The organism is Pseudonocardia sp. ZF1, assembly GCF_056835605.1.
Genome location: NZ_JAJNBY010000001.1, coordinates 346,900 through 373,059, shown reverse-complemented (window position 1 = coordinate 373,059; position 26,160 = coordinate 346,900). Strand labels below are relative to the sequence as shown.

General features: G+C 73.5%; 29 protein-coding genes. 12 read left to right on the top strand and 17 right to left on the bottom strand.

Annotated features, from left to right (window positions below; all coding sequences use genetic code 11):
- The first annotated feature begins 2 nt into the window (after positions 1-2).
- Positions 3-581 carry a GNAT family N-acetyltransferase gene (locus tag ZF1_RS01920; protein WP_073575789.1) on the top strand — a complete coding sequence of 193 codons (579 nt, stop codon included), beginning with the start codon at positions 3-5 and terminating at the stop codon, positions 579-581.
- A 120-nt stretch (positions 582-701) separates the two neighbouring features.
- Positions 702-1,067 carry a DUF4345 family protein gene (locus tag ZF1_RS01915; RefSeq protein ID WP_139282818.1) on the top strand — a complete coding sequence of 122 codons (366 nt, stop codon included), beginning with the start codon at positions 702-704 and terminating at the stop codon, positions 1,065-1,067.
- On the opposite strand, the gene ZF1_RS01910 is transcribed toward ZF1_RS01915, so the two are convergent.
- The 9 genes from ZF1_RS01910 to ZF1_RS01870 form a co-directional block, all read right to left on the bottom strand.
- Positions 1,010-1,720 carry an AraC family transcriptional regulator gene (locus ZF1_RS01910; protein ID WP_350591126.1) on the bottom strand — a complete coding sequence of 237 codons (711 nt, stop codon included), beginning with the start codon at positions 1,718-1,720 and terminating at the stop codon, positions 1,010-1,012. The two genes, ZF1_RS01915 and ZF1_RS01910, sit on opposite strands and share 58 nt — an antisense overlap.
- A 62-nt stretch (positions 1,721-1,782) precedes the next feature.
- On the bottom strand, positions 1,783-3,267 hold the full coding sequence (gene lnt / locus ZF1_RS01905; RefSeq protein ID WP_482636353.1) for an apolipoprotein N-acyltransferase: 1,485 nt from the start codon (positions 3,265-3,267) through the stop codon (positions 1,783-1,785).
- Between the two features lie 4 nt (positions 3,268-3,271).
- A complete protein-coding gene (gene mptB, locus ZF1_RS01900; RefSeq protein ID WP_073575784.1) occupies positions 3,272-4,660 on the bottom strand; it encodes a polyprenol phosphomannose-dependent alpha 1,6 mannosyltransferase MptB in 1,389 nt (462 codons plus the stop codon).
- An 8-nt stretch (positions 4,661-4,668) separates the two neighbouring features.
- Positions 4,669-6,699: a hypothetical protein gene (locus ZF1_RS01895; protein ID WP_073575783.1), complete on the bottom strand. Its 2,031-nt coding sequence runs from the start codon at positions 6,697-6,699 to the stop codon at positions 4,669-4,671.
- Positions 6,700-6,748: 49 nt separating this feature from the next.
- On the bottom strand, positions 6,749-7,990 hold the full coding sequence (locus ZF1_RS01890) for an ATP-grasp domain-containing protein (RefSeq protein ID WP_482636352.1): 1,242 nt from the start codon (positions 7,988-7,990) through the stop codon (positions 6,749-6,751).
- 99 nt (positions 7,991-8,089) lie between these two features.
- Entirely contained in the window at positions 8,090-9,028 is a 939-nt protein-coding gene (whiA, locus tag ZF1_RS01885; protein ID WP_346106416.1) for a DNA-binding protein WhiA, read from the bottom strand.
- 106 nt (positions 9,029-9,134) lie between these two features.
- Positions 9,135-9,290 carry a hypothetical protein gene (locus ZF1_RS01880; RefSeq protein WP_226354787.1) on the bottom strand — a complete coding sequence of 52 codons (156 nt, stop codon included), beginning with the start codon at positions 9,288-9,290 and terminating at the stop codon, positions 9,135-9,137.
- Between the two features lie 185 nt (positions 9,291-9,475).
- Positions 9,476-10,189: a TetR family transcriptional regulator gene (locus ZF1_RS01875; RefSeq protein WP_208823387.1), complete on the bottom strand. Its 714-nt coding sequence runs from the start codon at positions 10,187-10,189 to the stop codon at positions 9,476-9,478.
- Positions 10,190-10,253: 64 nt separating this feature from the next.
- A complete protein-coding gene (locus tag ZF1_RS01870; RefSeq protein ID WP_346106413.1) occupies positions 10,254-10,886 on the bottom strand; it encodes a TetR/AcrR family transcriptional regulator in 633 nt (210 codons plus the stop codon).
- Positions 10,887-10,971: 85 nt separating this feature from the next.
- Between ZF1_RS01870 and ZF1_RS01865 the strand changes: the two genes are divergently transcribed.
- From ZF1_RS01865 to ZF1_RS01845, 5 genes are all read left to right on the top strand, one after another.
- Positions 10,972-11,412 carry a nuclear transport factor 2 family protein gene (locus ZF1_RS01865; protein WP_062399596.1) on the top strand — a complete coding sequence of 147 codons (441 nt, stop codon included), beginning with the start codon at positions 10,972-10,974 and terminating at the stop codon, positions 11,410-11,412.
- Positions 11,409-12,224, top strand: a complete 816-nt coding sequence (locus ZF1_RS01860; RefSeq protein ID WP_482636351.1) for a Rossmann-fold NAD(P)-binding domain-containing protein — start codon at positions 11,409-11,411, stop codon at positions 12,222-12,224. Before ZF1_RS01865 ends, ZF1_RS01860 begins: the two co-directional genes overlap by 4 nt.
- 82 nt (positions 12,225-12,306) lie before the next feature.
- On the top strand, positions 12,307-13,245 hold the full coding sequence (locus tag ZF1_RS01855; protein ID WP_482636350.1) for an NADPH:quinone oxidoreductase family protein: 939 nt from the start codon (positions 12,307-12,309) through the stop codon (positions 13,243-13,245).
- A 104-nt stretch (positions 13,246-13,349) separates the two neighbouring features.
- Entirely contained in the window at positions 13,350-14,204 is an 855-nt protein-coding gene (locus ZF1_RS01850) for an excalibur calcium-binding domain-containing protein (protein WP_482636349.1), read from the top strand.
- Between the two features lie 156 nt (positions 14,205-14,360).
- Positions 14,361-14,792: a DUF1707 SHOCT-like domain-containing protein gene (locus ZF1_RS01845; RefSeq protein ID WP_251783101.1), complete on the top strand. Its 432-nt coding sequence runs from the start codon at positions 14,361-14,363 to the stop codon at positions 14,790-14,792.
- Between the two features lie 18 nt (positions 14,793-14,810).
- Here the strand turns inward: ZF1_RS01845 and ZF1_RS01840 are convergent, their stop codons facing one another.
- Both ZF1_RS01840 and ZF1_RS01835 read right to left on the bottom strand, forming a co-directional pair.
- Positions 14,811-15,713 (bottom strand): LLM class flavin-dependent oxidoreductase, encoded by a 903-nt coding sequence (locus tag ZF1_RS01840; protein WP_482636348.1) that lies wholly within the window; start codon positions 15,711-15,713, stop codon positions 14,811-14,813.
- Between the two features lie 16 nt (positions 15,714-15,729).
- The gene (locus ZF1_RS01835; RefSeq protein ID WP_482636347.1) at positions 15,730-15,978 is read right to left on the bottom strand and encodes an LLM class flavin-dependent oxidoreductase; all 249 of its coding nucleotides are present in this window, start codon (positions 15,976-15,978) and stop codon (positions 15,730-15,732) included.
- Between the two features lie 159 nt (positions 15,979-16,137).
- Here ZF1_RS01835 and ZF1_RS01830 point away from each other — a divergent pair, with 159 nt between their 5' ends.
- Positions 16,138-16,728 carry a TetR/AcrR family transcriptional regulator gene (locus ZF1_RS01830; protein ID WP_073575772.1) on the top strand — a complete coding sequence of 197 codons (591 nt, stop codon included), beginning with the start codon at positions 16,138-16,140 and terminating at the stop codon, positions 16,726-16,728.
- Positions 16,729-16,740: 12 nt separating this feature from the next.
- Here the strand turns inward: ZF1_RS01830 and ZF1_RS01825 are convergent, their stop codons facing one another.
- On the bottom strand, positions 16,741-17,151 hold the full coding sequence (locus tag ZF1_RS01825; RefSeq protein WP_405420191.1) for a hypothetical protein: 411 nt from the start codon (positions 17,149-17,151) through the stop codon (positions 16,741-16,743).
- A gap of 75 nt (positions 17,152-17,226) precedes the next feature.
- On the opposite strand from ZF1_RS01825, the gene ZF1_RS01820 reads away from it, so the two are divergent.
- Positions 17,227-19,065, top strand: a complete 1,839-nt coding sequence (locus ZF1_RS01820) for a prolyl oligopeptidase family serine peptidase (protein ID WP_482636346.1) — start codon at positions 17,227-17,229, stop codon at positions 19,063-19,065.
- On the opposite strand, the gene arsC is transcribed toward ZF1_RS01820, so the two are convergent.
- Positions 19,062-19,406: an arsenate reductase (glutaredoxin) gene (gene arsC, locus ZF1_RS01815; RefSeq protein ID WP_100879322.1), complete on the bottom strand. Its 345-nt coding sequence runs from the start codon at positions 19,404-19,406 to the stop codon at positions 19,062-19,064. The genes ZF1_RS01820 and arsC overlap by 4 nt on opposite strands.
- 68 nt (positions 19,407-19,474) lie before the next feature.
- The gene (locus tag ZF1_RS01810; RefSeq protein ID WP_482636345.1) at positions 19,475-20,932 is read right to left on the bottom strand and encodes a catalase; all 1,458 of its coding nucleotides are present in this window, start codon (positions 20,930-20,932) and stop codon (positions 19,475-19,477) included.
- Positions 20,933-21,119: 187 nt separating this feature from the next.
- On the opposite strand from ZF1_RS01810, the gene ZF1_RS01805 reads away from it, so the two are divergent.
- Entirely contained in the window at positions 21,120-22,313 is a 1,194-nt protein-coding gene (locus tag ZF1_RS01805; RefSeq protein WP_476653456.1) for an MFS transporter, read from the top strand.
- A gap of 355 nt (positions 22,314-22,668) precedes the next feature.
- Positions 22,669-23,613 (top strand): endonuclease/exonuclease/phosphatase family protein, encoded by a 945-nt coding sequence (locus ZF1_RS01800; protein WP_482636344.1) that lies wholly within the window; start codon positions 22,669-22,671, stop codon positions 23,611-23,613.
- 3 nt (positions 23,614-23,616) lie between these two features.
- Here the strand turns inward: ZF1_RS01800 and ZF1_RS01795 are convergent, their stop codons facing one another.
- From ZF1_RS01795 to ZF1_RS01785, 3 genes are all read right to left on the bottom strand, one after another.
- A complete protein-coding gene (locus ZF1_RS01795) occupies positions 23,617-23,826 on the bottom strand; it encodes a DUF397 domain-containing protein (RefSeq protein ID WP_476653453.1) in 210 nt (69 codons plus the stop codon).
- A gap of 95 nt (positions 23,827-23,921) precedes the next feature.
- Positions 23,922-24,866: a helix-turn-helix domain-containing protein gene (locus ZF1_RS01790; protein WP_482636343.1), complete on the bottom strand. Its 945-nt coding sequence runs from the start codon at positions 24,864-24,866 to the stop codon at positions 23,922-23,924.
- Positions 24,867-25,118: 252 nt separating this feature from the next.
- Positions 25,119-25,490, bottom strand: a complete 372-nt coding sequence (locus ZF1_RS01785) for a DUF397 domain-containing protein (RefSeq protein WP_482638665.1) — start codon at positions 25,488-25,490, stop codon at positions 25,119-25,121.
- Between the two features lie 194 nt (positions 25,491-25,684).
- On the opposite strand from ZF1_RS01785, the gene ZF1_RS01780 reads away from it, so the two are divergent.
- The gene (locus ZF1_RS01780; RefSeq protein ID WP_482636342.1) at positions 25,685-26,068 is read left to right on the top strand and encodes a hypothetical protein; all 384 of its coding nucleotides are present in this window, start codon (positions 25,685-25,687) and stop codon (positions 26,066-26,068) included.
- The last annotated feature ends 92 nt before the right edge of the window (positions 26,069-26,160 follow it).

Sequence of the window (26,160 nt, the reverse complement as noted above, 5' to 3'; positions counted from 1 at the left end):
CGGTGCCCCTCGTCGTCGGTCCGGCCACCTCGTTCGACGACCTCGCGACCCTGCTGGGTCCGAAGCGCGACCCCGACGCGTCGGTCTGCTGGTGTCTCTCGCACCGCCTGCCCGCGGCGACGCACCGCGCCCTGACCGGCCGGGCCCGGGGCGAGTACGTGCGGGAGCTGACGACCCGCGCGGTCGCACCCGGCGTCGTCGCCCACGACGACGGCGAGCCGGTCGGCTGGGCCGCCGTCGCGCCACGCTCCGAGCTGCCGTTCGCCCGCTCCCGCACCATCCCGCACGTCGACGACCTCCCGGTCTGGTCGGTGTGGTGCTTCCGGGTCCGCGCCGGGCACCGGGGCCGTGGCGTCGCGCGTGCCCTGCTCGCCGGAGCCGTCGCGTACGCCCGGGAGCAGGGGGCGCCGGCCGTCGAGGGCTACCCGGTGGACAACCGGGGCGCCCGGGTCGACCTGACGATGGCCTACGTCGGCACCCGCGCGTTGTTCGAGGCGGGCGGGTTCACGTTCGCCGCGGCGACCACCGGGGTGTCCGGCGGGTTCCCGCGGGTGGTCATGCGCCGCGCGCTGACCGGCTGACCCGGCACCGCCCCGGGATCGCGCAGATCCGTGACGGCGGACCGCTTCCGTTCCCGGCAGGCTCGCCCACGTCCTGACGAGCCTCCGGTCGCCGCGGGGTCGCACCGAGACGGAGGAGCGATGATCGTGGTCATCGTCGTGGTCGGCATCTTCTTCCTGCTCATGGGCGGGTACGCGCTGGCCGCGCCGGCCGCGCTGGTCCGGCCGTTCGGGCTGGTGGCCGACGGCCCGGAGAGCAGGTCGGAGGTGCGCGCCGTCTACGGCGGGTTCGGCCTGGCGATCGCGGCCGTGCTCGGACTGGCCCTGGCCGTCCCCGGGCTCCGCATCGGCGTGGTGCTGACCGTCGCCTTCGCGCTCGGCGGGATGGCCGTCGGGCGCGTGCTGTCCCGGATGGTCGACCGGCCCACCGCGTTCTACCCGATCTGGTTCTACGGCCTGGTCGAGGCGGTCGCGGCCGGTGCGCTGGTCGTCGTCGCCGCGACCTGACCGGGCACGACCCGGATGTCGAGCCCCGACCGGAAGAGCCGTCCGGGCGGCAGGCCGAACATCCGGCGGAACGCCAGCCCGAGGTGCGACGGCGTCGCGAAACCGGCGTCGGCCGCGGCCCGGGTGAGGTCCCCGCCGTCGCGCACGACGCCCGCGACGATCTGCATCCGCGCCCACCTGCGGTAGGCCCGCAGGCCTGCCCCCGTCTGCCGGGTGAACAGGCGCGCGAAGTGGCCAGGCGACAGCCCGGCCGCCGCCGCGAGGTCACCGGTCGGCAGGTCCGGGCCGCCGGGCCGGTGCAGGGCCTCGATCGCCCGCGCGATGCGGGCGTCGGGCTCGGCGCGGGCGTCCGGCGCCGTACCGCTGTCGACCAGGATCCGCCGCAGCCCCGGCCCGTCGCCGTCGACCGCGCAGGCGACGAGGTCGGGCTCGGCCGGGTGCCCGGTCACGATCCCGGCGGGCCCGCGACCGGGCTCGAGGAACACGAAGGCCGCCCGGTGCGCGCCGCCGGTGATGCGGTGGCGCAGTCCGGCCGGGACCAGCAGGGTCCGCGCCGTGCGGTCCGGCGCGCCGTCGACGCGCACGGTCAGGTCGTCGTCGACACCGACCGCGAGGCACGCCACCGCACCCCGGTGTGCGTCGAGTCCGAGCATCGGCCCCAGGTGGACGGCCCAGCAGGGCCCCACCCACAGCCGTGCCGGGCCCGCCGCCACGGTCACCGGACGCCCGCCCGCCGGCGTCGCCACCCGAATCCGGCGGCCGCCGCGAGCAGCCCGGCGAGCGCCAGACCGTGCTCGAACCACGCCCCCCAGCGGGTCGCGAACGTCAGGTCGGTGCGCAGCGGCACCTGTTCGACCAGGGTGTCCGCGGTGTACAGCCCGGTCTCGGCGACGACGGAGCCGTCGGGCCGGATCACCGCACTCGCCCCGGACAGCGCCGCGACGACCGCAGCCCGCCCGTGCTCGACGGCCCGCAGCCGCGACATCGCGAGGTGCTGCCAGGTCATCTCGCCCCGCCCGTACCAGGCGTTGTTCGTCGGGATGACCAGCAGCGAACCGCCGTCGGCGACGCCGTCGCGCAGCACGTGGTCGTAGGCGGTCTCGTAGCAGATCGCCGTCGCCATCCGGGTGCCCGCGACGGGCAGCACCGCGGGCGCCGTACCGGGGGTGAAGTCGGCCAGCGCGACGAACGGGGTCAGGTACTGCGTGACCGCCCGCAGCGGGATGCGCTCGCCGAACGGCACGAGCTCCTGCTTGGCGTAGCGCTCCCCCACCCCGGTCCCCGGGTTCCAGACGGCCACCGCGTTCTCGGTGTCGGTCGCGCCCGCCCTGTAGTTGGTGCCGACCAGGAACGGCACGCCGAGCGCGTCGACGACCCGGTCGACCGCCGGGTCGACGCCGTCGGTCGACAGCGAGCTCTCCGGCCACACGACGAGGTCGGGCCGACCGACCGCGCCGGACCGGACGCGGTCGATCAGCACGGAGGTCTCGGCGAGGCTGTTCGCGCGCAGGGTCCGACCGGCGTCGAACAGGCCGAGCCCGATGTCGGGGGCGTTGCCCTGCACGACCGCGACGGTGCGGGTGCCGTCCTGCGCGTCGACGGGCGGGGTCGGCACCGCGAGCAGCACGAGCACGACCGCCACGACCGGGACGAGGCCGACGACCCGGCGGGGACGCTGCAGGAACGCCGCCACGCAGAACCCGGCCGCGACCACCGCGACCGACACCAGCGGGGCCCCACCGATCGCGGCGAGCGGTAGGAACGGCCCCTCGACCTGCCCGAACGCGACCCGGCCCCAGGGGAAGCCGTTGAGCGGGAACCGGCTCTGCAGCCACTCCTGCGCGGCGAAGGCGAGCGCACCCCACACCGGCGCGGCGGGCAGCCGGGCGGCGAGGGCGACGAGCGCACCGCCGAGCGCCGGGAACCCCGCCATCACCAGCGACAGCCCCACCCACGGGAACGGGCCGTAGTCGCGGCCGAGGAAGTCCTGGATCCACATCAGGTGCGTCAGGTAGAAGGCGAACCCGAACACCGCACCGAGCAGCGCGGCGCGGCGCACCCGGACCCCGGACAGGGCCCACCAGAGCAGCGCGAACGCCACGATCGCGGTCCACCACACGGTGCGCGGCGGGAACGCCAGGTGCAGCAGCACCCCGCCGACGACGACCGCTGCGATCCGCAGCGCGAGTGCCTTCACCACACGGTCAGCATGATCCGGCCGCGGCGCGGGCCCGCGCGCGGGTCCCGGCGGTCACCGCCCCCACCACCGCGACGACGAGCAGCCCGCCCGCGTAGGCGGCGACGAGCTGCATCGGCCGCCCGGAGAAGTCCCCCGCGAGCGGCGGCACCAGCACCGCGAACAGCGCCACGACGCCCGTCAGCGCCGCCCGTGGCCGCCGCGGGAGCGGCACGCAGGCCAGCGGGGTCAGGGCCCACAGCAGGTACCACGGGTGCAGCACCGGCCCGAGCACGACGACGGCGCCGAGCAGCAGGCCGAGCGCCGTCGTCGCACCGGTCCGGCCGCGGGCCTGCGCGACGAGCACCCCGGCGGCGAGGAGCGCGGCGAGCACCGTCCCGGCGGTCCGCGTCGCCGTCAGTGCCGTGGCCGGGTCGGCGCCGAGCACGCCCGCGACCGCCGCGGCCCAGTTGGTGGGCGCCATCCAGCTGAACAGCTGCCCGGGCGCGGAGACCGCGCCGAGCCAGCTCCCCCCGCCGGCGTCGACGGCCGACACCGCTACCGCGACCGCCGCGGCCACCCCCGCGACCAGTACAACCGCCCCCCACCCGCGGGTACGGCCGGGCGCGGACCGGGCCGCGGCGACCGCCAGGACCACGAGCCCGACCGCTGCGGGGGCCTTCACCAACGCCCCCAGCACGACGAGCACGGCGCCCGCGGCGAGCGCCGCCCACGGCCCGCGCAGACCGACGGCGAGACCCACGAGCAGCAGCGCGAGCATCGGGCCGTCGTTGTGCATCCCGCCGACGACGTGCCAGAGCACCAGCGGGTTCGCGACCCCCCACGCCAGCGCCGTCCCCGGTGGGATCCCGTGGGCACGGGCCAGGCGCAGCACCGCCCACCCGATCCCCACCACCGCGACGACGGCGAGCAGCCGGTATGCCGCCACCCCGGCGACCACCCCGTCCCCGGCGACGGCGGCGACCGCCTTCTGCCACAGGTCGGTCACCGGCCCGTACGGCGACGGCGTCTCCCTCCAGTAGCCGTCGACCCGCGCGAGGACCGGCGACCCGGCGGGCAGCCCGGCCGCCGGACCGGTCCGGTGCGGGTCGGCGCCGCCGAGCGCGACCATCCCCTGGGCGAGGTAGCTGTACACGTCGCGGGAGAACAGCGGCGGTGCGACGAGCAGTGGCGTGGCCCAGGCGAGCAGCGCCCGCACCGCCTGCACCGGGAGCACCGGAGCGCGCACCAGCAGCACCCAGGCCACGACGACCAGCCCCGTCCCGGCCACCGCGGCGCCGAGCGCCACCGTCGACCCGGGGCGGAGCACCACCGCCCAGGCGCCGCCGGTCAGCAGCACCGCCCCGGCTGCGCCGAGCGCGGTCGGTGCCGCGACCGGGCGGCGTCGCTCCCCCACGGCCGGGGTCAGGCGGTCGGGGCCGCCGGGCCGTCGGAGGCCTGGAGTGCGCCGGCGGGGAGCCGGTCGGCGCCCCAGCTGCGTTCGATGTAGCCGACGATCGTGGCGATGTCCTCCGCGGGCACGCGCTCGGGCTCCCCGTGCTCCAGCGGGTCGCCGTGGAAGATGTAGAGCCGCGACGCGAACTGATCGAACGGCAGCGACGCCTCGCCGAAGCGTTCCCCGTTGCCCGCCGTCGAGACGACGACGCCGTCGCCCCAGTCCTGCCCGCTGTCGTTGTTCGGGTTGTAGAAGTACACCCGCATCACGTCGTTCGGGTCCGGCGCGACCCGCAGGATGGCGATGGCGTGCCAGCCGACGTAGCGGGCGGCGCTGTCGGTGACCGCGATCCCGGCGGGCTGCGGGTGGATCAGCGGCTGGCCGCCGTTGTACCCGGGGTGGTACCCGGCGTGGAACTGACGCAGGAACGCGTCGAGGTCGGTCAGGTTGCCGGTCCCGACGTCGACGTTGATGTGGAACCCGCGGGCCGCCCACCAGCCGTGGAACTCGGGGTTGACCCAGCGGTGCGGGTCCCCGGGCCGGTCGGAGCAGCGGCGGCCCATCTCGGCGTAGATCCGGTCCAGGTGCGGGACGACGACCAGCGACACCGGGTCGAGGTCGATCGGCAGCTTCTCCGCGACCCCGGCTCCGCTCTCCTGCGACGAGATCCGCTGCCCCTCGAAGTGCATGACGATCTCGTCGTCGCGGGCCGCCCAGACGACCATCTGCAGCAGGTAGTCCGGGTCGTTGTAGGCCCACATGGACAGGGCGCGCGCGGACTGGCAGGTCGGGTTGTCGCCCTGCCCGACGCCGAGCGGCTGGCCCAGCATCGACAGCACACCGGCCAGCAGCCGCACCTCGGGTGCGGGCTCCTCGCCGAACGCGGCGACCAGGCGCTCCCGCGCGGCCGGGCCGATCTCCAGCGCGATCTGGCGCCAGAGCCCGGGCACGACCGGCGGTTCGTAGAGGATGCCGCGGTCGAGCAGCAGTGCCAGGCCGTAGATGCACTGCGCGGTGTGCGGGGTGACGGCCTCCTCGATCAGCCGGTGCACCAGGTCCCGGAAGCGCAGCAGGCAGTTCTTGCCGGTGTCGGACAGGCCGAGCGCCTCGGCGAGCAGGTAGTCGCTCTCGTGGCGCAGGAACTGCAGCAGCTCCGCGTGGTACGGCGACACGAGCCCGGTGTCGTGCATGGCCCGGGCGAACCCGGCGGCCTCGTACTGCAGGCCTCCGGTGTCCATCGCCTCCAGTCGGGAGCGGAAGACGTCGATGCCCGGGTCCTCGCGGCTCGCCTCGGTGGTCCCGAACAGCGCGGTGATCAGCCGGTCGAGTCCCTGCCCGGAGGACAGGTCGACGCTCGGGTCGCCGCGCCACACCGACAGCCGGGTGATCAGCGACGACACCTGGTCGACCTGGATCGGGCGCTGGCGCAGGATCCGCCAGATCTCGTCCACCAGCTTGTCCAGGACGCTGTCGTAGCCGATGCCCTCGGCGATGTGGCGGAACAGGTCGCGGATCATCTGGGCCGTCCGGCCCTCGTGGACCCGCTCCGCCTCGGTCGGCGGGGTGAACAGCAGCTCGAGGTTCATCGCCAGCACCTGGGACAGGAACTGACGGGCCTCGTCGGCAGAGATCGCGGGGTGGTCGTACTCCCCCAGGGCGACCGCGAGCATCCGCAGCTCGCTGGTCGCCTCCATCACCACCGTGTCGGCGACGCCGCTGTGCAGCCCGGCCCCGACGAAGGTCGGAACCAGGATGTCCGGCTGCGCCCAGTCGGTGCCCGCGAACACGCCGGCGTCCTCCAGCTCACGGGCGCGGGCCTGCACGGCGGCGGGCCCTCCGTCCTGCAGCAGGACGCGGCGGAGCTGCTCCAGAACCCTGCGGATCTTCGTCGTCTTGCCGAAGTCCGGGGTCCGGGCCAGGTCCCGGGTGGCGTCGTCGAGCGAGACCAGGCGCCTGTCCAGCACCGAGGTCCCACTCGCGACGTCGACGGTCGGTTTCACACGGCTTCCCTCGTTCGGGCTCCACGGCCAGGGGCGGGGGTACCCGCCCTCAGACGTAGAAATCGAGTTCTTCCTGCTTCTTCAACAGATCGCGCATCCGGTAGGGGTCGTCCCCGAAGAAGTAGAGCAGACCCCAGTGCGTGCCGAACGCGGTCCTCTTCGTCACGGTCTCCTCGACCGGCGACGTGAGGTCGTGCGACTCGTAGTAGTCGTCGTCCTCGGTCTCCTCGGGGATCTGCAGGCTGCTGACGACGCGGCGGCGCGGGTAGACGCCGAAGCAGCCGGCCACGCCGGAGGCACCCTCGACCTCCTTCGGGAAGAAGGCGTCGATCTCCTCCTCGGTGGTCTTCGGGTCGAAGGCCAGCACCATGCCCTGGTAGGCGTTGAAGCCGTAGGAACGCTCGAGCAGCTCGAAGACCTTGAAGCCCGGCGGGCGGTAGGCCACCTCGCCGAAGTACATCTCGCCGTCGGAGGTGACGAAGTACTCCGGGTGTACGAAGCCGAACTCGATGTCGAAGGTCTTGATCAGCTTCTCGATCTGCGCGGTGATCGCGGGCCGGTACTTCTCCAGCTCCGGAGTCGCCGGCACGAACACCGAGTAGCCGAGGGTGACGTACTCGGAGATGTTGAGGAACTTGATCTTCCCGTTGTGCACCCACGCCTCGACGGCGAACTCCCACCCGTCGAGATGGGACTCCATCAGGAGCGGGAACTCCTCGTCCGGGATGTTGTCGATGTCCTCGTAGGTGCGCACCACGCGGTGCCCGAGGCAGCCCGCCTTGTCGAACGCCTTGATGTGGATCGGGTCGTTCGGGTCACCGTCGAGCTTCAGCAGGGTCTGGTTGACGCGCTTGAGGAAACGGACGATGTCGTCGCGGTCGTGGGCCTCCTCGAAGATGCCCACCCGGATCCCGCCGAGCTGTGCGCGACGCTTCATCAGCGCCTTGTCCCGGAGCAGCATCGCCTGCCCGAACAGCCGCGGGTTGTCGAGCAGCACGGAATTGATCGCGCCGGCCCATTCCACGGTTTCCTCGAACAGTGGGATGGCGACGTCGACGCCCATCTCCTGCAAGGTCTCCGCGATCTCCATCGAGCGGTCGTTCAGCCGCTCGAAGTTCCACGGGACGTACGGGATCTCGTGCTCCTTGCAGTACTCCTCGGCCCAGTCCGGGGCCACGACGACGTAGCGGCGGTCGAAGCGGTCGATCGCCTCCACCGCATTGAGACTCCACCCGAGAAGCGCGACGTATCCCTTTTCCGGATTCTTGGTGGCCGAGTCGGACCGAGGCATGGAAAAGCAACCTCCCAATTTAGACGAATTTAGGCGGCGAATGCTTGAGTCCACACCGTACCCCGAGTACGCCGCAGCGGCGGATCGTGGCGGCGGGACTCAGTCGTCGTCGGGTCCGGCGACCCCGGAGAGCCGGACCAGCCTGCGCAGCCGCCCGGCGACGGTGTCCTTCGTCAGCGGCGGGTCGGCGAGACGGCCGAGCTCCGCCAGCGACAGCGACGGGTGCTCCAGACGCAGCAGCGCGGTCTCCCGCAGGTGCGGGGCGACGTCGTCGCCGAGCGCGCGCAGCGCCATCCGGACCCGCTCGGTCGTCGCGGCGGCGGCCGTCGCCGCCCGGCGGGCGTTCACCGTCTGCAGCGACCCGTCCGCGGTGGTCGCACCCCGCGGGGCGACCGGGACCCGGCTCAGCACCTCGGCCACGCCCGGCGCGCCGACACTGCGCAGCAGCGCTTCGGCGCTCTCCGGGTCCCGCACGACGACGCGGTGCTCGCTCACCGTCTCCTGCGGTGCGGCCAGCACCCCGAGCCCGCGCGCCGCCCCGACCAGTGCGAGCACGACGGCCGGCCCCGGGCAGGTGACGACCAGGCGGACCCGCCCGGCCGGTCGCACGACCCGGCCGCGAGCGATCAGCGCCCCGCGCCACACCCCGGCGGCCACGGCGGGCCCCGCCGCGACGACGGCGGGTGGCAGCCCGAGCACCGGCCGTCCGGTCCGGTCGACCAGACCCGTCGCCCGGGCCAGGTCGGTCCCCGGCGCCGTCACCCGCACCTGGTAGCGCAGGATCGCCCCGCCACCGGTCACGACCTCGGCCCGCAGCCCGCCGCGACCGTGCAGCGCCCCGAGCTCGGAGCGCATCCGCAGCGCGGGGGCCGGGGCGTCGAACTCGGCGTGGATCGTCGTCCTGCCGTCGCGGACGCCGACCTCCCCCGCCAGGCGCAGCTGGGTGACGAGCCCGGCATGCCGGACACCGGGGCGCTCCTCGCGGACCGCGCCGAGCTCACGGTGCAGCTCTGCGGTCACGCGCTCCAGGTCGAACACGATCGTCTCCTGCGGATGGGAGGCGGCAGGGCGGGGACACATCCCCCGAGGTGAACCCCGCCCTGCCCGGAAGGGCGGGGCGCCGGGGCGCCCCACCGTGGCGGGATCAGTCCTCGGACGGGTCGGCGTGCATCGGGCAGCGCGGATCGATGCAGGGCCTGCTCTCGGCCCCGGCCCGGAACGCCGCGTTCGCCAGCACCGAACACAGGCAGCCCTGGGCCTTCGCCCGCGGCCCGCCCGGCGCCAGATCGTCGACCGGCACCGGTCTCGGGCCCGGCCGACCCCCGCCGTTCGCCCCCTCGGACATGGCTCCCCCTCCGCACGACTGCGCGCCCGGAGTTCCCCGGCGACGGGGCCCGTGCGCAGATACATCCGGCGGTCGCCACGAGGGTCCGAGACCTGCCGGGGCGACCGGCTCGCGACGGTACCCTATACGCAGGGTAACGCCTATTTCGGCTCGACGCGCACAGGGAGTGGCGATTCGGGACTCACCGTGACCCCGTGCCGCCGGGCCAGCCCCTCGATCTGCGCCCAGATCAGGTCCGTCAGGTGGGTCGCGACGACGTCCCGCCCCGGGACGTCACCGGTCGCCCGGCCGCGCAGCCACCACTCCGCGGTCGCCTGCACCGCGCCGACGAGCGACTGCGACCACACCCGGACGAGGTCGGGCTCGTCGACGTCGAGCATCAGGGCGTAGGCGCCGAGCAGGCCGGTCAGCGCGGAGGCGATGAACTCCCGGCCCGCGTCGACGACCTCGCCCCGCTGCCCGGGCAGGCGTCGGCGGAACAGCAGGTCGACACCCGGCGAGTCGTCGAGGAAGCCCAGGACCGCGTCCACCGAGTCGTGGATCCGCGTCCACGCCGGGCTCTCCCGGTAGATGGCGGGCATCAGCCGCTCCATGAGGCGGTCGGTGGCCCGTTCGGCCATCGCGTCGAGCAGTGCGGCCCGGTCGCCGAAGTGCCGGTAGATCACCGGCTTGGTGACGCCGGCCGCCTGCGCGACCTGGTCCAGGCCGAAGTCCTGCCCGTCCCGGCCCAGAACGATCAGCGCCGCGTCGACCACCTGCTCCCGACGGCGCGCGCGGTGCGCGTCCCAGCGCGTACTGCGGCCGTCGGACCGGAGGTCGTCCGCGGCCCCGGGGCCCGTGCGGTCGGACGACACGCCCACCATGCTCCTCCCTCGGCGGGCCCGGCGGGAGGAAGGCCGGACCCCGGGCGACAGTGGATCACGAAGGCCGTCGGCCGACTCGGTGCGGCGCGGTCATCCCCCGTGCGACGAGCCGGGCGAGGGCCGCCGCACCCTCGTCGTCGATCGGGCCGCCGTGCACGGCCACGCGCCAGAACGGCACGCTGCCGAGCAGGTCAACGACGAGCTCCGCCTCGACCCCGCCGGCCTGCTCCGGCGTGATCTCCCCCCGCGCGACGGCCCGGGCGAGCACCTCCCGTGACCGGTCCCGGCGCGGCCCGGACAGCCGCTCCCGGAACGCCTCGGCCAGCCGCGGCGACCGGCGTGACTCGGCGAGCAGGTCCGGCACGATCGACGCCAGCCGGGGGTGGTCGAGCCAGTCCCGCATCCCGACGACGAGCGCATGCAGGTCCCCGACGAGCGTGCCCGTGTCCGGCGGCGGCTCGGCCGGGACCCCGAACCGGCCGACGACGTCCATGACCATCTCGTCCTTGCCGGGCCAGCGCCGGTACAGCGCACTCTTGCCGACCCCGGCGCGCGCCGCCACCCGCTGCATCGACAGCCGGCCGTGGCCGACCTCGGCGAGCTCGGCCAGCACGGCGTCGACGACGGCCTCGGTCAGCTCGGGCCGCAGGACGGCGGCTCCGGACGGGGCACGGCGCGGAGTGGACACATCCACAGCATAGCGACTGGACGGGACGGTACCGTCTCGTCCATAGTCGTCGGGACGGAACCGTATCGACGCAACGGAGAGACCGATGGACGACGACGCCCGACGCCGGCGCGCCCACGCCGCCGTGGACGCGGCCCTGGACCGGGTGCTGGCCCACGACATGGCGGGCTTCGCCGCGCTCTGGGCCCCCGACGGCACGATGACCTTCCCGTTCGCCGCGCCCGGCTCGCCGCGCGCGCTCACCGGGCGCGACGCCGTCGCCGACTACGTGGCCGGGTACAACGACCTGCTGCTGCCCACCGCCGTCGTCGACGAGGTGCGGCACACGACCGGCGACCCGGACACCGTCGTCGTGGAGTTCGGCGTGCGCGGCACGGTCGTCGCGACCGGGGCGGACTACGCCCTGCACTACGTCGCGGTCGTGACCGTCGGCCCGGACGGCATCACCGGCTACCGCGACCACTGGAGCCCGCTGGAGGTCCAGCAGGTGCTCGGCCGAACGGGGCTGGCGGAGGCCACCCGATGACGGTCCTGGTCACCGGGGCCACCGGCACCACCGGGCGGCGGGTCGCCGCGCTGCTGGAGTCCGCCGGGGCCGACGTACGCCGGGCCGCCCGGTCCACCTCGCCGGGGTTCGACTGGCTGGAACCGGCGACCCACGACGCCGCGTTCGAGGGCGTCGAGAGCCTGTACCTGCTCCCGCCGCTCGCCACCCCCGACCCGGCCCCCGTGGTCGCCCCCGCTCTGGAGCGGGCGGTCCGGCGCGGTCTGCGCCGGGTGGTGCTCCTGAGCGCGGCCGCCGTCGAGCGCGGCACGCCCGGGCTGGGCGCGGTGCAGGACGTCGTCCTGGGCACGGTCCCGGAACCGTCGCTCCTGCGACCTTCGTGGTTCGCCCAGAACCTGCTCGGTGACCACCTCACCGCACGCGGGCTGCGTGCCGGTGAGGTCGTGACCGCGACCGGGGACGGCCGGGTCCCGTTCGTCGACGCGGGGGACATCGCCGCCGTCGCCGTCGCACTGCTGCTCGACCCGGCACCGCCGGAGCCGGACGTGGTGGTCACCGGTCCCGAGGCGCTGTCCTACGACGACGTGTGCGCGATCTGGACCGAGGTCACCGGGCGGCCGGCCCGGCACCGCCCGGTGGGCGTGGCCGCGATGGCCGAGCGGCTCGTCGCCGACGGCATGCCTGCCGACTACGCCGACGTGCTCGCCGGACTCGACGGGCTCATCGCCACCGGGGCCCAGGCCCGTACGAGCGACGCGGTGCGCCGGATCATCGGGCGCGCCCCGCGCAGCGTCCGGGACGTGCTGCGGGAGGCCTGCCCGGCCCGGTCATGACCGCGGCCACTCCGACGATCACCGCCGGGCACCCGCGTGCGAGGCTCGCCCACGGACGCAGTGGGCGACGCGAGGAGGCGTGGTGCGACGGGTGCTCTGCCGGGAGTTCGCCGATCCGGAGCGGTTCGAGCTGGTGGAGGAGCCGGACCCGGGGCCGGGACCGGGTGAGGTGCTCGTGGCCGTCGAGGCCGCCGCGGTCAGCTTCGTCGACGGGCTGATCGCCCGCGGCGGCTACCAGCTACGACCGCCGCTGCCGTTCACACCCGGCACCGCGGTCGCCGGGACCACCCCGGACGGCAGGCGGGTCGCCGCCCTGCTCACGAGCTTCGGCGGGTTCGCCAGCCACGTCGTCGTCCCGGAGGATCGCCTGGTCCCGGTGCCCGGCGGGGTCGACGCGGGCGTCGCGGCCAGCTCGATGGAGAGCCACGGGACGATCGCCTTCGCCTTCCGGGACCGGGTCACCGTCCGCCCGGGCGAGTGGGTCGTCGTGCTCGGGGCCAGCGGGGGGATCGGGCAGGCCGCGGTCGACCACGCCCGCGCCGCCGGGGCGCGGGTGCTCGCCGTCGCGTCCACACCGGACAAGCGCGCGGCCGCGCTCGCCGCCGGAGCCGAGACCGCCGTCGGCTACGACGCCCTCAAGGACACGATCCGCGAGCACACCGGCGGGGGCGCGGACGTCGTGATCGACCCGGTCGGCGGCGACGCCGCGGAGGCCGCGCTGCGGGCGCTGGGCACCGGCGGCCGGTTCTGCGTGCTGGGCTTCACCTCCGGTGCGATCCCGAGACTGCCCGCGAACGTCGTGCTGCTGCGGAACCGGACCGTCGTCGGCGTCGACTGGGGCGACTGGTCGCGCACCGACCCCGCCGCGTCGCGGGACCTGGCCGAGGACGTGCTGCGCCGGATCGGCGCCGGGGAGCTGCACCCGGCCCGCCCGCGGACCCTGCCGCTGGCCGACGCGGCGACCGCGACCCGCGCGTACGCCGAGCGCTCCGCGGTCGGGAAGCTCGTGCTCACTCCCTAGTCATCAACCCTGATGACGGGCGGTAATGGCCGCGTCACGCCCCTCGACAGGCCGTTCGTCGGAGCGGGAGCAGCTCCGGTCGGGCCACCACGAGGGGACCAGTCATGACCGCCACCCAGCCCTGGACGACCGTCGCCGAGCCGGTCCCGGCGACCCGCGGGAACACCCCCCCCACTGCCGGCTTCTGGCTCTCGGTGCTGGGGATGGTGGTCGGGTTCGTGCCGGTGCTCGGCCTGCTGGTCACGGTGCCCGCCGCGCTTCTGTCGCACGCCGGCCGCGCCCGTTTCCGGACCGGCGGGGCGTCGACGCCGGGCCGCTCGACGGTCGGCATCGTGCTCGGCTGGACGGCCACCGCGCTCTGTGTGCTCATGACCGTCCTCGGGATCGTGGGCGCGGCCACCGCTCCGGTGCGTCCGCTCGCGGCGGCCCCGGCCGCTCCCGCCGCCCCGGCGGCACCGGTGCTGCTGACGGTGCCCAACGTCGTCGGGATGACCGACGTGCAGGCGCGGGACACGCTCCGTGCCGCCGGATTCACCCAGGTCGTCCTCGGCCCGTCGACCGGCTCGGTCGCCGGGGTCGCCGCCGGGACCGTCACCACCCAGCTGCCCGGCCCCGCGGCGCTCGCCTCCGCCGGTGACCCGATCACGATCGGCGAGGCCGCCGCCCCGCCGGTCCCGCCCGCTCCGGTCGTGGTGCCGCAGAGCGCCCCGGTCACCGAGTCCGCCCCGCCGGCCGCGCCGCTGGTCGCCGACACCGACGTCGACCGGCCCTACGTCCCGGCCGCGCCGCAGCCCCTGGTCTCCTCCGGCTCGTCGTCCTCCGGCTCGTCCGGCGGCGGCTCGGCCTACTACACGAACTGCGCCGCGGCCCGCGCCGCCGGAGCTGCCCCGCTGAGCAGCGGCGACCCGGGCTACCGCTCGGCCCTCGACCGCGACGGCGACGGCGTCGCGTGCGAGTGAGCCGACCCACGTGACCCGGTGCCCGGCGGGGGTCCCGCCGGGCACCGGCGCGTCTCCGGCCGGACGACGGCGCCCGCGCCCGCGCCGGGACCGCGCCCTCGCCGCCACAGCGGTCATCCTGGCACGGACCGGGCACCCACAGGCATCATCGAGGAGGTGGACGAGGTGGTGGGACCCGAGCAGATCCGTATCTCCGACGCCGAACGCCAGGCCGTCGCCGACCGGCTGCGCGCCGCCCACGCCGAGGGCTACCTCGATCTCGCCGAGTACGACGAGCGCGTGACCGAGGTCTGGCGGATGCGCACCCGCGGCGACCTGGGCCGGGTGACCCGGGACCTGCCCGCCTCCTCGGCCCCCTCCCGCCGCGACGGCGTGCTGTTCTCCGCGACGGCCGGGGGCGTCGCGATGCGGGTCCTGACGATCATCTGGCTGTGCATCACCGCCGCGGCCGCGGCCGGGACCTCGGTGCTGGCGTTGCTGACCGACCTGAGCCCGTGGTGGTTCCTGGTCTTCTCCGCGCCGTCCGGTGCGGTGCTGCTGACGTTGTGGGTCGCGGGCGCGGGGCGCTCGCGACGCGGCGGCCGGTAGCCGCCGCGCCGGAGCCCGTCAGCCGCCCGCCTTCTCCTGCTCGTAGCGCTTGGTCATGGTGTCGACGGCGTCGAGCTGGCTCTGGGCGTGCTTCTCGCGCGTGGAGCTGGCCCGGTCCTTGGCCGCCAGGGTGCCCGCGGCCTGTCCCTGGAACTCGGGCACGACGTACTGGGCGATGAGCTCCCAGGAGCGCTTCGTCGCCTCGGGGTTGGCCCACTCGTGGCCGAGCAGCAGCATCGCGCCGAACCCGCCGGACTGGTCGACGAGCTTCTGCACCTGCGCCTTCGCGTCCTCGACGGTGCCGATCGCGCCGATCCCGGCGTCGTTGATGAAGTCGATCATCTCCTTGACGTCGCCGCCCTCGACCGCCATCTGCGGGAACGCCGCGACCTTCTGGAAGTAGCGGAACCAGTGCTCGATGCCGTACTCGACCTCGCGGTAGGCCTGTTCCCGGGTCTCGGCGACGTGCATGAGTCCGACCAGGCGCCACTTGCTGCGGTCGGGCGCGGGCTGCCCGTGGTGGGCGGCGCGCTCCTCGACGACGCTCCAGTGGTGGGCCAGCGCGTCGAAGCCGTCCTGGGTGAGGGTGGCGCCGGTGGACAGCAGGCCGATGCCGTGCTGCCCCGCCATCCGCGGCCCGGTCGGGGACGCGACGGCGGCGACCGCGATGTCGAAGCACGGGTCGCTGTAGGGCGCGAGCTGCAGCTGGGCGTCGATCAGGTTGTGGGTCCTGGTCTCGGCGTTCACGACCTCGCCGCGCAGCAGCCGCATGATGATGTCGAGGTTCACCTCGAGGAGCTCACGGGTGTCGGTGGGGTTCAGGCCGATCATCGACGAGTCGGTGGGCAGCGAGCCGGGCCCGCAGCCGAGCATCGTGCGGCCGCGGGTGAGGTGGTCGAGCATCACCATGCGGTCGGCCACCCACAGCGGGTTGTGGTTAGCTGATGGAGGTGACGCCGGTCCCGAGCTTGATCTTCCGGGTCCGCTCAGCCGCCGCGGCGATGAAGATCTCGGGCGAGGCGATGATCTCCGAGCCCGCGGAGCGGTGCTCGCCGATCCACGCCTCGTCGAAGCCGAGCCGGTCGAGGTGTTCGACGAGCTCCAGGTCGCGCTGCAGCGCGAGGGTGGGGTTCTGCCCGGGCTGGTGGAACGGGGCCAGGAAGGTGCCGAATCGCAGTCTGCTCACGGTGACTCCTCGTCGCTCCGGCGCCCGCTCCGTCGGGGGCACCGCCACGACAGTCCTTACCCGTCGTGACCGGCGTCACGCAAGCGTTGCACGACAGTGGCAGACCGGGTGAACGGCCGGTGTACGGACGTCCGTGACGACCCGATAGGTTCCGCGATCATGGGACACCGCGAGGAGCTTCTGGACGGGGCCGCGCAGTGCCTCTACGAGAAGGGGTTCGGCCGCACGACCGCACGGGACGTGGTCGCCGCGTCGGGGACGAACCTGGCCTCCATCGGCTACCACTTCGGTTCCAAGGACGCCCTGCTCACCGAGGCCCTGCTGCGGGCGACGACGGCCTGGGGCGAGGAGCTCGACCGGGCGCTCGCCGAGCCCGCGGGAGGGACCACCGACCCGCAGCGCCGGGTCGAGGAGACCTGGAGCCGGGTGGTCGGCCTGTTCTCCACCCAGCGACGCCTGTGGGCCACCCACGTCGAGGCGCTCGCCCAGGCCGAGCGGCTGCCGGAGCTGCGCGCGAAGCTCGCCGAGGCCCAGCGGGAGGTCCGTGAGGGCCTGGCCCTGACCTTCCACACGCTGCCCGACGACCCGGCCGCCGCGGACCGCCGCGTGCACGTCCTCGGCTCCGTCTACCAGGCGCTGCTCACCGGGCTCATGGTCCAGTGGATGCTCGACCCCGGCACCGCGCCGTCCGGTGTGGACATCGCCGAGGGGCTGCGCGCCATCGCCGACCGGGCCGACGCCTTCGCCTGATCCCCCGGCGGGTCAGTGCCAGGGCTCGACCCGGCCGATGATCGTCCCGCCGCGGACCGCACCGGGCTCGGCCACCCGCACGGTGAACGTCCCCAGCGCGAGGAAGCGCAGGGTGACCGTGCCCCCGGCGCTGACGTCGAGGGCACGGCCCTGCTCCGGGACCAGCACCCGGCGCGCGACGTCGCTGCCGACGGTGAGCACCACCGTCGTCCCGCGGCGCACCCGCACCGTCGGGACGGCGGGCTCCGGATGCGTCGCGGAGTGGTCGAACCGGACCGCGGTGAGGCCCTGCGAGTCGGCCCTGGCGGTGACCGTCGGACCACTCACGACGGTGCCGGCGGTCGATCCGGCCGCACCGCAGCCCGCAGCGGCCGGGGAGAGGACGAGCACCCCGGCGAGCAGCAGCCGGGCCGGTCTCCGCATACCTCCATGCTGCCGGATGCGCGTCCGACGACCCCGCCCGGTGCACCCGTTCGTGGCGTTCGGCACGATCGGGGCGTGAGCCCGCACCCCAGCGCACCCGTTCCCCCGACGCTCTTCGACGACGAGCGCGAGCAGCGCTGGCGGTCCCGGTTCACCGCGGTGCGCATGTCGCGTCCCGGCTGGGCCCGCGACGCACCGGCCCGCTCGGTCTACGTGTCCAACGCGACCGGGACCTTCGAGATCCACGCCTGGGACCGCGACTCCGGGGAGCACCGCCAGGTCACCGACCGGCGCAACGGCACCACCTCGGCCGTGCTGCCGCCGGACGGCGGGCACGTCTGGTGGTTCGCCGACACCGACGGCGACGAGTTCGGCCACTGGGTCGCCCAGCCGTGGTCCTCCGCGGCGGGCACCGACACCGTGCCCGCCGTCCCCGGCGCCGGCGACGGCTACCCGGCGGGCCTGGAGATCGGCCGCCGGATCACCGCGATCGGGGTGTCCACCGACGACGGCACGGTCCTGTCGGTGCACGAGCGCGGCTCCGGCACCGACGCCCGGGAGATCTACCGGCACACCGAGGACGCGGGCGTCGGCGCGCTGTCGGAGGACGAGACGCTGCTGGCGATCTCGCACTCCGAGCACGGCGACTCCCGCCACCCGTCGCTGCGGGTGCTCGACGTCGCCACCGGGGACACCGTCGCCGAGCTGCACGACGGGCCCGGCCGCGGCCTCGCCGCGCTGGAGTTCTCCCCCGTCGCGGGCGACCAGCGGCTGCTCGTCGGCCACGAGCGCCGCGGCCGCGACGAGCTGCTGGTCTGGGACCCGACCACCGGTGAGGTCACCGAGCTCGCGGTCGACCTGCCCGGCGAGCTGGTCGGCGGGTTCGTCCCGGACGCCTCCGCGCTGCTCCTCGCGCACACCCACGCCGCCCGCACCCGGCTGTTCCGCTATGTCCTGGCCTCCGGCGAGCTGACCGAGCTGCCCACCGCGCCCGGCTGCGTCGGGTCCGCCGAGGTCCGCGACGACGGCACCGTCGAGTACTCCGCGTCGTCGGCGGCCACCCCGTCGCAGATCCGGGCGCTGCGCCCGGACGGCACCGACGACGTCCTGGTCGCCCCGCCCGGGGAGCGCCCGCCCGGCTCGGTCGCCGTGCGCGACGTGTGGACCGACGGACCCGGCGGCGCCGTGCACAGCCTCGTCGCCGAGGCGCCGCGCACCGCCGACGGCTCGGCCCCCGCGGTGTTCGTGCTGCACGGCGGCCCGCACGCCGCCGACGAGGACCGTTTCGACGCCGGCCGCGCCACCTGGGTGGAGGCCGGGTTCACCGTCGTCGAGGTCAACTACCGCGGCTCCACCGGCTACGGCTCGGCCTGGCGGGACGCGATCGAGGGCAGGCCGGGGCTGACCGAGCTGGAGGACGTCGCCGCCGTCCAGGACGCGCTGGTCGCCGACGGCGCCGTCGACCCGGCCCGCTGCGTCGTCGACGGCTGGTCCTGGGGCGGGTACCTGTCGCTGCTCGCCGCCGGGACGCAGCCGCAGCGGTGGGCCGCGGCCGTCGCCGGGGTGCCGGTGGCCGACTACGCCGCCGCCTACGCCGACGAGATGGAGCAGCTGCGCGCGTTCGACCGGGCGCTGTTCGGCGGCTCCCCCGACGAGCTGCCCGACCTCTACCGGGAGGCCTCGCCACTGACCTACGTCGACGAGGTCCGCGTGCCGGTCCTGGTGCTGGCCGGGGAGAACGACCCGCGCTGCCCGATCCGGCAGATCGACAACTACCTGGACGCGCTGGCCGGACGCGGGGACGTGACCTACGAGGTCAGCCGGTTCGACGCCGGGCACGGCTCGCTGGTGGTGTCCGACCAGCTGGACCTGATCGCGACCGAGGTCGATTTCGTGCGGCGGGCTCTGGGCTAGTCGCCGAGCAGGCCCAGCACGTTCTCCGGCGGCCGGCCGACGACGGCCCGGTCACCGTCGATCACCACGGGCCGCTCGATGAGCTTCGGCTCGGCGGCCAGCGCGTCGAGCAGGGTGTCCCGGTCGGCGCCGGCGAGGCCCTGCCCGCGGAACGCGGGCTCGCCGGTGCGGGTGATCGCGAGCGGGTCCTCGGTGCCGAGCGCGGCCAGGGCCCGCTCCAGCTCGGCGCGGGTCGGCGGGTCGTCGAGGTAGCGCCGCACCGTCGGTTCGACGCCGCGGTCGGTCAGCAGCGCGAGGGCGGCGCGGCTCTTCGAGCAGCGCGGGTTGTGCCAGATCTCCACACCCCGAGCCTAGGACGCACGACGGCCCCGGGGGTGTCCCCGGGGCCGTCGGTCGGTGCGCGGAGCAGTCAGCCGCCGTTGCGGACGGCCTGCTCGATCCGGTCGCCGATGTTCTTGTCGACGTTGCGCCAGTACTCGAAGGCGCGCTGCAGCACGGGCTCGGTCACGCCGTCGAGCAGGTGCCCGGCGACGTTGCCGACGAAGCGCTCGCGGGCGGCGTCGTCGAAGACCTCGCGGACCATGATCCCGGCCTGGCCCCAGTCGTCGTCGGACTCGCGCAGGGAGTACGCGCTGCGGACCATGTCGCCGTCGGCGTACCAGAGGGCCTCGGAGACGCGCTTCGGGTCGGCCGCCGGGCCGCCGTAGGAGTTGGGCGCGTAGATCGGGTCACGGGTGTTCGTGATCCGCATGGCGCCGTCCTTCTGGTAGTTGTTCACCTCGCTGCGGGGCGCGTTGACCGGGATCTGCTTGTAGTTGACCCCGAGCCGGGCGCGGTGGGCGTCGGCGTAGGAGAACCCGCGGGCGAGCAGCATCTTGTCCGGCGACAGCCCGGTGCCGGGCACCAGGTTGTTCGGCTCGAACGCGGCCTGCTCCATCTCGGCGTGGTAGTCCTCGACGTTCCGGTCCAGCGTCAGCTTCCCGACCTTGATCAGCGGGTAGTCGCTGTGCGGCCACACCTTGGTCAGGTCGAACGGGTTGTACCGGTAGGTCTTGGCGTCGGCGAACGGCATGACCTGCACGTACAGCGTCCAGGACGGGTGGTTGCCCGCCTCGATCTCGTTGTAGAGGTCGGCCTGGTGGTAGTCGGGGTCCGAGCCTGCGAGGGTGTCGGCCTCGTCCTGGGTCAGGCACTCCACGCCCTGGTCGGACTTGAAGTGGTACTTCACCCAGACCATCTCGCCGGCCTCGTTGATCCAGCTGTAGGTGTGGCTGGAGTAGCCGTTCATCTGCCGCCAGGTCTTCGGGATGCCCCGGTCGCCCATGAGCCAGGTGACCTGGTGCGCCGACTCCGGCGACAGCGTCCAGAAGTCCCACTGCATGTCGTGGTCGCGCAGGTTGTTCGCGACGCGCCGCTTCTGGCTGCGGATGAAGTGCTGGAACTTCATGGGGTCGCGGACGAAGAAGACCGGCGTGTTGTTGCCGACCATGTCCCAGTTGCCCTCGGTCGTCCACAGCTTCAGCGAGAAGCCGCGCGGGTCGCGCCAGGTGTCGGGGCTGCCGCGCTCACCGGCGACGGTCGAGAACCGGATCACGCCACGGGACTCGACGCCCGGCTGGAGGAACGCGGCCTTGGTGTACTGCGAGACGTCCTCGGTGGTCTCGAACCGCGCGAACGCCCCACCGCCCTTCGCGTGCGGCTGACGCTCCGGGATGCGCTCCCGGTTGAAGTTCGCCATCTGCTCGATGAGGTAGTGGTCGTTGAGCAGGAGCGGGCCGTCGGGGCCGATCGTCAGCGAGTGCTCGTCGCTGGCGACCGGGCTGCCGGAGTCCGTGGTGGTGGGCTTGGGCTGGTGCGACGTGGTCACGGCCGAGCCTCCTCGTACGCGTGGTGGGTGGGGCGGGCGGCGCCCCGCCGGGTCGACCGGGACGCTCCCGCGGCTGCGCGGCCGCGTCGCGGTCGGCGGTGTTCGGTCCCCAAGGACTTCCCGTGGGGTCCCGGCCGAAACCCGAAACCGGTGCGCGACGACGACGGGCGCGGGTCAGGATGGGGTCGTGCCCGACACCGCCGCCACCGCACCCCGCGCCGGCCCGGGTGCGTTCGCCGACGTGCTGCGCCTGCCCGGGGTCGGTGCGATCACCGCGATCGGCATGGCCGCCCGCATCCCCGCGACGGCCGTCGGCGTCACCCTGACCCTGCACACCGTCACCACGCTCGGCCACGGCTTCGGCGCCGCCGGGCTGGTCGCCGCCGCGGTCCCGACCGGGATGGCGATCGGCGCCCCGCTGCTCGGCACGATGGTCGACCGGCACGGGCTGCGGCCGGTCCTGGCGCTGACGATGACCGCGGGCCTGCTGTTCTGGTCGGTGGCGCCGCTGCTGGGTTACGCCGGTCTGCTCGGCGCCGCCTTCGTCGCCGGCATCCTGACCCTCCCGGTGTTCTCGCTGGTCCGGCAGGTCATCGCGGCCGCCGTCCCGGCCGGACGACGCCGCCCCGCCTTCGCGCTGGACTCGATGACCGTCGAGATCTCCTACATGACCGGGCCCGCCGTCGGGTCGCTGCTGACGGTGTGGCTGGGCTCGGCGACGACGATGCGCGTAATCGGCGCCGGGTTCGTCCTGGCCGGGATCGCGCTGTGGCGGCTCGACCCACCGGTCCGTGCCGACGGCGACGGGGCCGCCCGCACCGGCCCCCGCCCCCCGCTGCGCAGCTGGCTGACCCGACCGCTGGTCGGCGCGCTGCTGGCGGTGACCGCCGCGGTGATCGCGATCATGGGCACCGAGTTCGCGTTCATCGCCGCCCTCACCTCCTCCGGGCAGGCGTGGGCGATCGCGCTGGTCAACGCCGTGTGGTGCCTGGCGTCGCTGGTCGGCGGGTTCCTCTACGGCAGCGCCCGCCGCAGCCTGCCGCTGCCGCTGCTGCTCGCCGCGCTCGGGCTGGCGACGCTCCCGGCGGCGCTGGCCTGGTCGTGGTGGAGCCTGCTGTTCCTGCTGCTCCCCGCGGGTCTGGCGACCGCGTCGACGCTCGCGGCGGGCAGTGCCGCGATCGGCGACCTCGCCCCGGACCGGGTGCGCGGCCTGGTCACCGGCCTGCAGGGCTCCGCGACGACGCTCGGCATCGCCATCGCGACCCCGCTGGCGGGGGTGCTGGTCGACACCGCCTCACCCGGCGTGGCGATGCTGGCCTGTGGGTCGGTCGCGGTCGTCGCCGCCGGGGTGGCGGCGCCGCTGCTGCGCGTCCGGGCCTGACCGGCCGGGGCCGCACGGCCGTCGGTGTCACCGAGATGCACCTCAGCGGGATTCGTGGATCTTCCAGGCCCGCTGGGCTGCATCTCGGCGATCCCGCTGCCGCCGAGATGCACCTCGGGGTCGTCCGAATCGCTCCGCCGGAGCCCTGAGCTGCATCTCGACGTGCGAGCGGTCGACGAGCGGTCGCGCAAGTCGGACACTGAGAGCGCCCACAGACGATCGGCGCAGGGCACCGTCCGGATGCGGCGGGCAGGTGTGCCCCTCGGGCAGACTGGATCGAGTGAGCGCACCGCCCCACCCCGACTCCGAGACCCAGCCCATCCCGAGTGGGCGGCCCCGTCGTCGGGGAGGTCGGGTGCGCTGGGGGTTCGCGCTGTTCCTCGGTGCCGCCGCCGCGCTCGCGACGCTGCCCGACCTCGTCGGTCTCGACGCCCACTCCCCGTTCGCGCAGGTCATCGCCTTCCGGCCGTTGATGGTCGCCGCGCTCGGCGTGCTGGTGGTGGTCGGCCTGCTGATCACCCTGGCCGCCCGCCGGTTCTGGCCGGTGCCGGTCGTCCTCGCGCTGGTCGCGCTGGTCGGCGCGGCGATGGTGCTCCCGCGCACCGTGGCCGACCCCGCGCCCACCGGCGGCACCCCGCTGAAGGTGCTGGCGCTCAACGTCTACGAGGGCAACGCCGACGCCGACTCCCTCGCCGCGCTCGTCGCCGCGGAGAACCCCGACGTCGTCTCGATCCCGGAGGCGGGCGGCCGCTACGAGAGCGAGATCGCGCCGCTGCTGGAGCCGCTGGGCTACCGGACGGCGTCCAGCGTCGACCGCTGGGACCGCGACGTCACCGGCAACACCGTGGCCTGGTCGGACCGGCTCGGCGACGTCCGCACCCGGATCGGCAAGGACGTCCGCTTCGACTACATCGAGATCACCGGCGGCGGCCTGGGGAACCTGCGCTTCGTCGCGTTCCACTCCGTCGCGCCGGTCCCGCGCTCGGTCGGGCAGTGGCGCTCGGACCTGGAGACCGTCGCGAAGTGGTGCTCCGCGACGAGCCCGGCGATCGTCGCCGGCGACTTCAACGCGAGCCTCGACCACTCGGTCTTCCGGAACGCGATCCAGGGCTGCGGCGACGCGGGCTCGCAGACCGGCAACGGGCTGGCCGGAACCTGGCCGACCTGGGCGCCGTCGTGGCTGGGGCCGCAGATCGACCACATCGTCTACAACGGCGGGATCGCCGCCGAGTCCTTCGGGACGCGGCTGGTGCCCGGCACCGACCACCGCGCGATCGTGGCGACGCTGCGCCTGCCGTAACAGTCAGTCCGGAATGTCGAACTCTCCCGCCTTGACCCCCGAAAGAAACGCCGTCCACTCATCCGGCGTGAAGATCAGCGTGGCGCTTCGGCTCTTGCTGTCCCGCAACACGATGTCTGCTCCCGCGGCGATCGCCACCTCGACGCAGTTCTCGGTTCCGGAGTACGAACTCTTCCGGAAAGCGACCTGATCAAGGTCACGGTGGTCCGTCACCCGCGCCGGCCCCCTCGTAGTGACGATGTGCGACGGAACGTAGCCCGCGCACACAGAGAGGTGAACGCGATCGACTGAGAGGCCATCCGAGCTGGTCAGCCCTCGTTCGCGATGATGCCCTCGATGAGAGCGACCGCTTGACTGTCATGCAGAGCCGAACCAGCGAGGACGTCGAACTGCCTCTGGTAGCTGGCGACGTCTGCGGGGTCGCGCAGGTAGGTCGAGCCCGCTCGACCCTCGATATAGACAACGTCCTGGTCCCGATCGTCGAGAAAGGTCATAACGACGAACGGCCCGCCGATCGCGGCCGGGACGGCAAGTGCGGCAGGTACGACTCGAACCCGTACGGTCTTACGACCGTCGGTGATCTCATCGGCCAACGCCTGCAGCTGCCCCTTCATCGTCTCGGCGGATCCGAAGCGACGACGCAGAGCGATCTCACCCAGCACGACGTCGATCTCCAAGGGGTGCGCTTTGTCGAGATACCTCTTGCGGAGCATCCGGAGTTGCACCAGGCGTTCCCGCTCCTGCTGATCGCGCTCCGGAAAGAAGGCATCGACGACAGCGGTGGCGTACTGCGGAGTCTGCAGAAGACCAGGGACAAGGTCCGGCTCGAACGACACGAAGCCGGCCGCGAAGCTCTCGTACTCCATGTACGTGCCCACATGCTCAGCAGTCATGTCACTGTTGATCACGTCGCGATACGGCCTGAACCACTCTTGACGCCTGCTGTCTGACAGCAGCGACAGCAGGCTCTCGCGAGTGGAGGCGTCAATGGTGGCGTATTCGGAATAGATCTCTAACAGCTTCTCGATGTCGACGACACGAGCCGGTGTGGTGCCGTTCTCCAGGCGACTCACCGTTGCCTGCGACCGTTGCAAACGTTGGCCGACATCCGACAGGCGCAGACCGGTCCGCTCCCGCAAACGACGGAGCTCGACGCCCAGCCGTCGCCGCGCAGCCGAAGGGCTGACCCGCCCGGCAGAAGAGAGTGGGGGGTTGGCGGTCGGCCCATTCGCGTCAGACACGGAACCACTCACGGGGGAATGAGCGCGTGCCACGCCCCACCTCAAGCGGATGCCAGCCGATGGATTTCGTCAGATCAGCTCCAGTCCGGCGACCGGCGAACCATGGACCCACACTCCCGTACGACAGTGCTGTGATCGTCCCAGACCGATCCACCCGACGCCCCCCCCCGACGCTCCCGACACGACAGGGCGAGGGCGTGGGTACTGATTGTAGTCGGGCCCGACGCGTCGTCCCAGTCCTCAAGCAGAATCCGCCGACCTGGCTCAGCCACCGCCATCAGGCAAATCGAACTCGCCCGCGCGAACCCCACTCAAAAAAGCCAACCATTCGTCCGAGGTGAATACTAGCGCAATACCGTGCGAGCCGCGTTTGCTGTCACGCAGGCGTACAACATTTGCTGCGACTGCAACTTCTACACAGTTCTCCGTCCCAGAATACGAGCTCTTGCGGTATTCTGGCGGACGGTTCGAGCAGGGGCCAGACACCGTCAACTCCTTCGCGCGCGGACGCAAAGTGTGGAGCGTAGCCCCTGTTCGTAGGCAGCAAGACGGCAGCCCAGCAATGTGGCCCGAACCTGGGGATGTTCGGTCAACCCCCCGTTCGGACACAGTGGCCAGGCTGCGATGAACATACATCCTGCAAGCGCGCCGTGAAATTTCAGCACGACCCTTCATGTCGGAAGGCGCGGAGTGAAATCGCAGCGATAAACATTGTGAAACTTACTCTACCAATTGACCCATCAGATCCAACCGCTCACTATCAGAGGTGCATTCGCTGCTCTCGCACTCCGGCGGTAATACCTCGCATCCTCGCCGAACAGGAGGCTGACATGGCGACCTGGAACGTCTTTGTTGTCGGGATTCTCGTTCTCTTCGGATTAGCTGTGATCATCGGCCTGCTCGACGACCATGCGACGCGGACAGCCTGGCATGGCATCTCGATCGCCCGTCGCCGGAACGGGGACGTCTCTCGGGCCCAGTACACGCGGCAACAGGAACTCGAGACGTGGGAGGACGACCTCACAACGTGGGAGATCGAGTTGCGCGCCTGGGACCGGCGCCTGCGAGCCGCCGCGGATCGCTCGCCTCCCGACCCCGGACCGACTCCGACCCTGCCCGGGCAGGTGGATTTCGAGACCGAGGACGACCGTGAGGCACGCACGAAGCCGTTCCGGGCCGAGCCTGGGGAACCCGGGGACGAACAGACCGCCTGATCGCACTTCTCACGAAACGATCCGCCGAACCCGTCCGGGCCCGCACACGACGACAGCCGCCACCCCGGGCTCCGGGACGGCGGCCGTCGTCG

What these genes read in the sequence shown, in the direction of transcription:
- ZF1_RS01915 (WP_139282818.1), top strand. Translation starts at nt 702, where the DNA reads ATGATCGTGGTCATCGTCGTGGTCGGCATCTTCTTCCTGCTCATGGGC.
- ZF1_RS01910 (WP_350591126.1), bottom strand. Translation starts at nt 1,720, where the DNA reads ATGCTCGGACTCGACGCACACCGGGGTGCGGTGGCGTGCCTCGCGGTC.
- ZF1_RS01890 (WP_482636352.1), bottom strand. Translation starts at nt 7,990, where the DNA reads ATGCCTCGGTCCGACTCGGCCACCAAGAATCCGGAAAAGGGATACGTC.
- ZF1_RS01865 (WP_062399596.1), top strand. Translation starts at nt 10,972, where the DNA reads ATGGACGACGACGCCCGACGCCGGCGCGCCCACGCCGCCGTGGACGCG.
- ZF1_RS01860 (WP_482636351.1), top strand. Translation starts at nt 11,409, where the DNA reads ATGACGGTCCTGGTCACCGGGGCCACCGGCACCACCGGGCGGCGGGTC.
- ZF1_RS01850 (WP_482636349.1), top strand. Translation starts at nt 13,350, where the DNA reads ATGACCGCCACCCAGCCCTGGACGACCGTCGCCGAGCCGGTCCCGGCG.
- ZF1_RS01830 (WP_073575772.1), top strand. Translation starts at nt 16,138, where the DNA reads ATGGGACACCGCGAGGAGCTTCTGGACGGGGCCGCGCAGTGCCTCTAC.
- ZF1_RS01825 (WP_405420191.1), bottom strand. Translation starts at nt 17,151, where the DNA reads ATGCGGAGACCGGCCCGGCTGCTGCTCGCCGGGGTGCTCGTCCTCTCC.
- ZF1_RS01785 (WP_482638665.1), bottom strand. Translation starts at nt 25,490, where the DNA reads ATGTATGTTCATCGCAGCCTGGCCACTGTGTCCGAACGGGGGGTTGAC.
- ZF1_RS01780 (WP_482636342.1), top strand. Translation starts at nt 25,685, where the DNA reads ATGGCGACCTGGAACGTCTTTGTTGTCGGGATTCTCGTTCTCTTCGGA.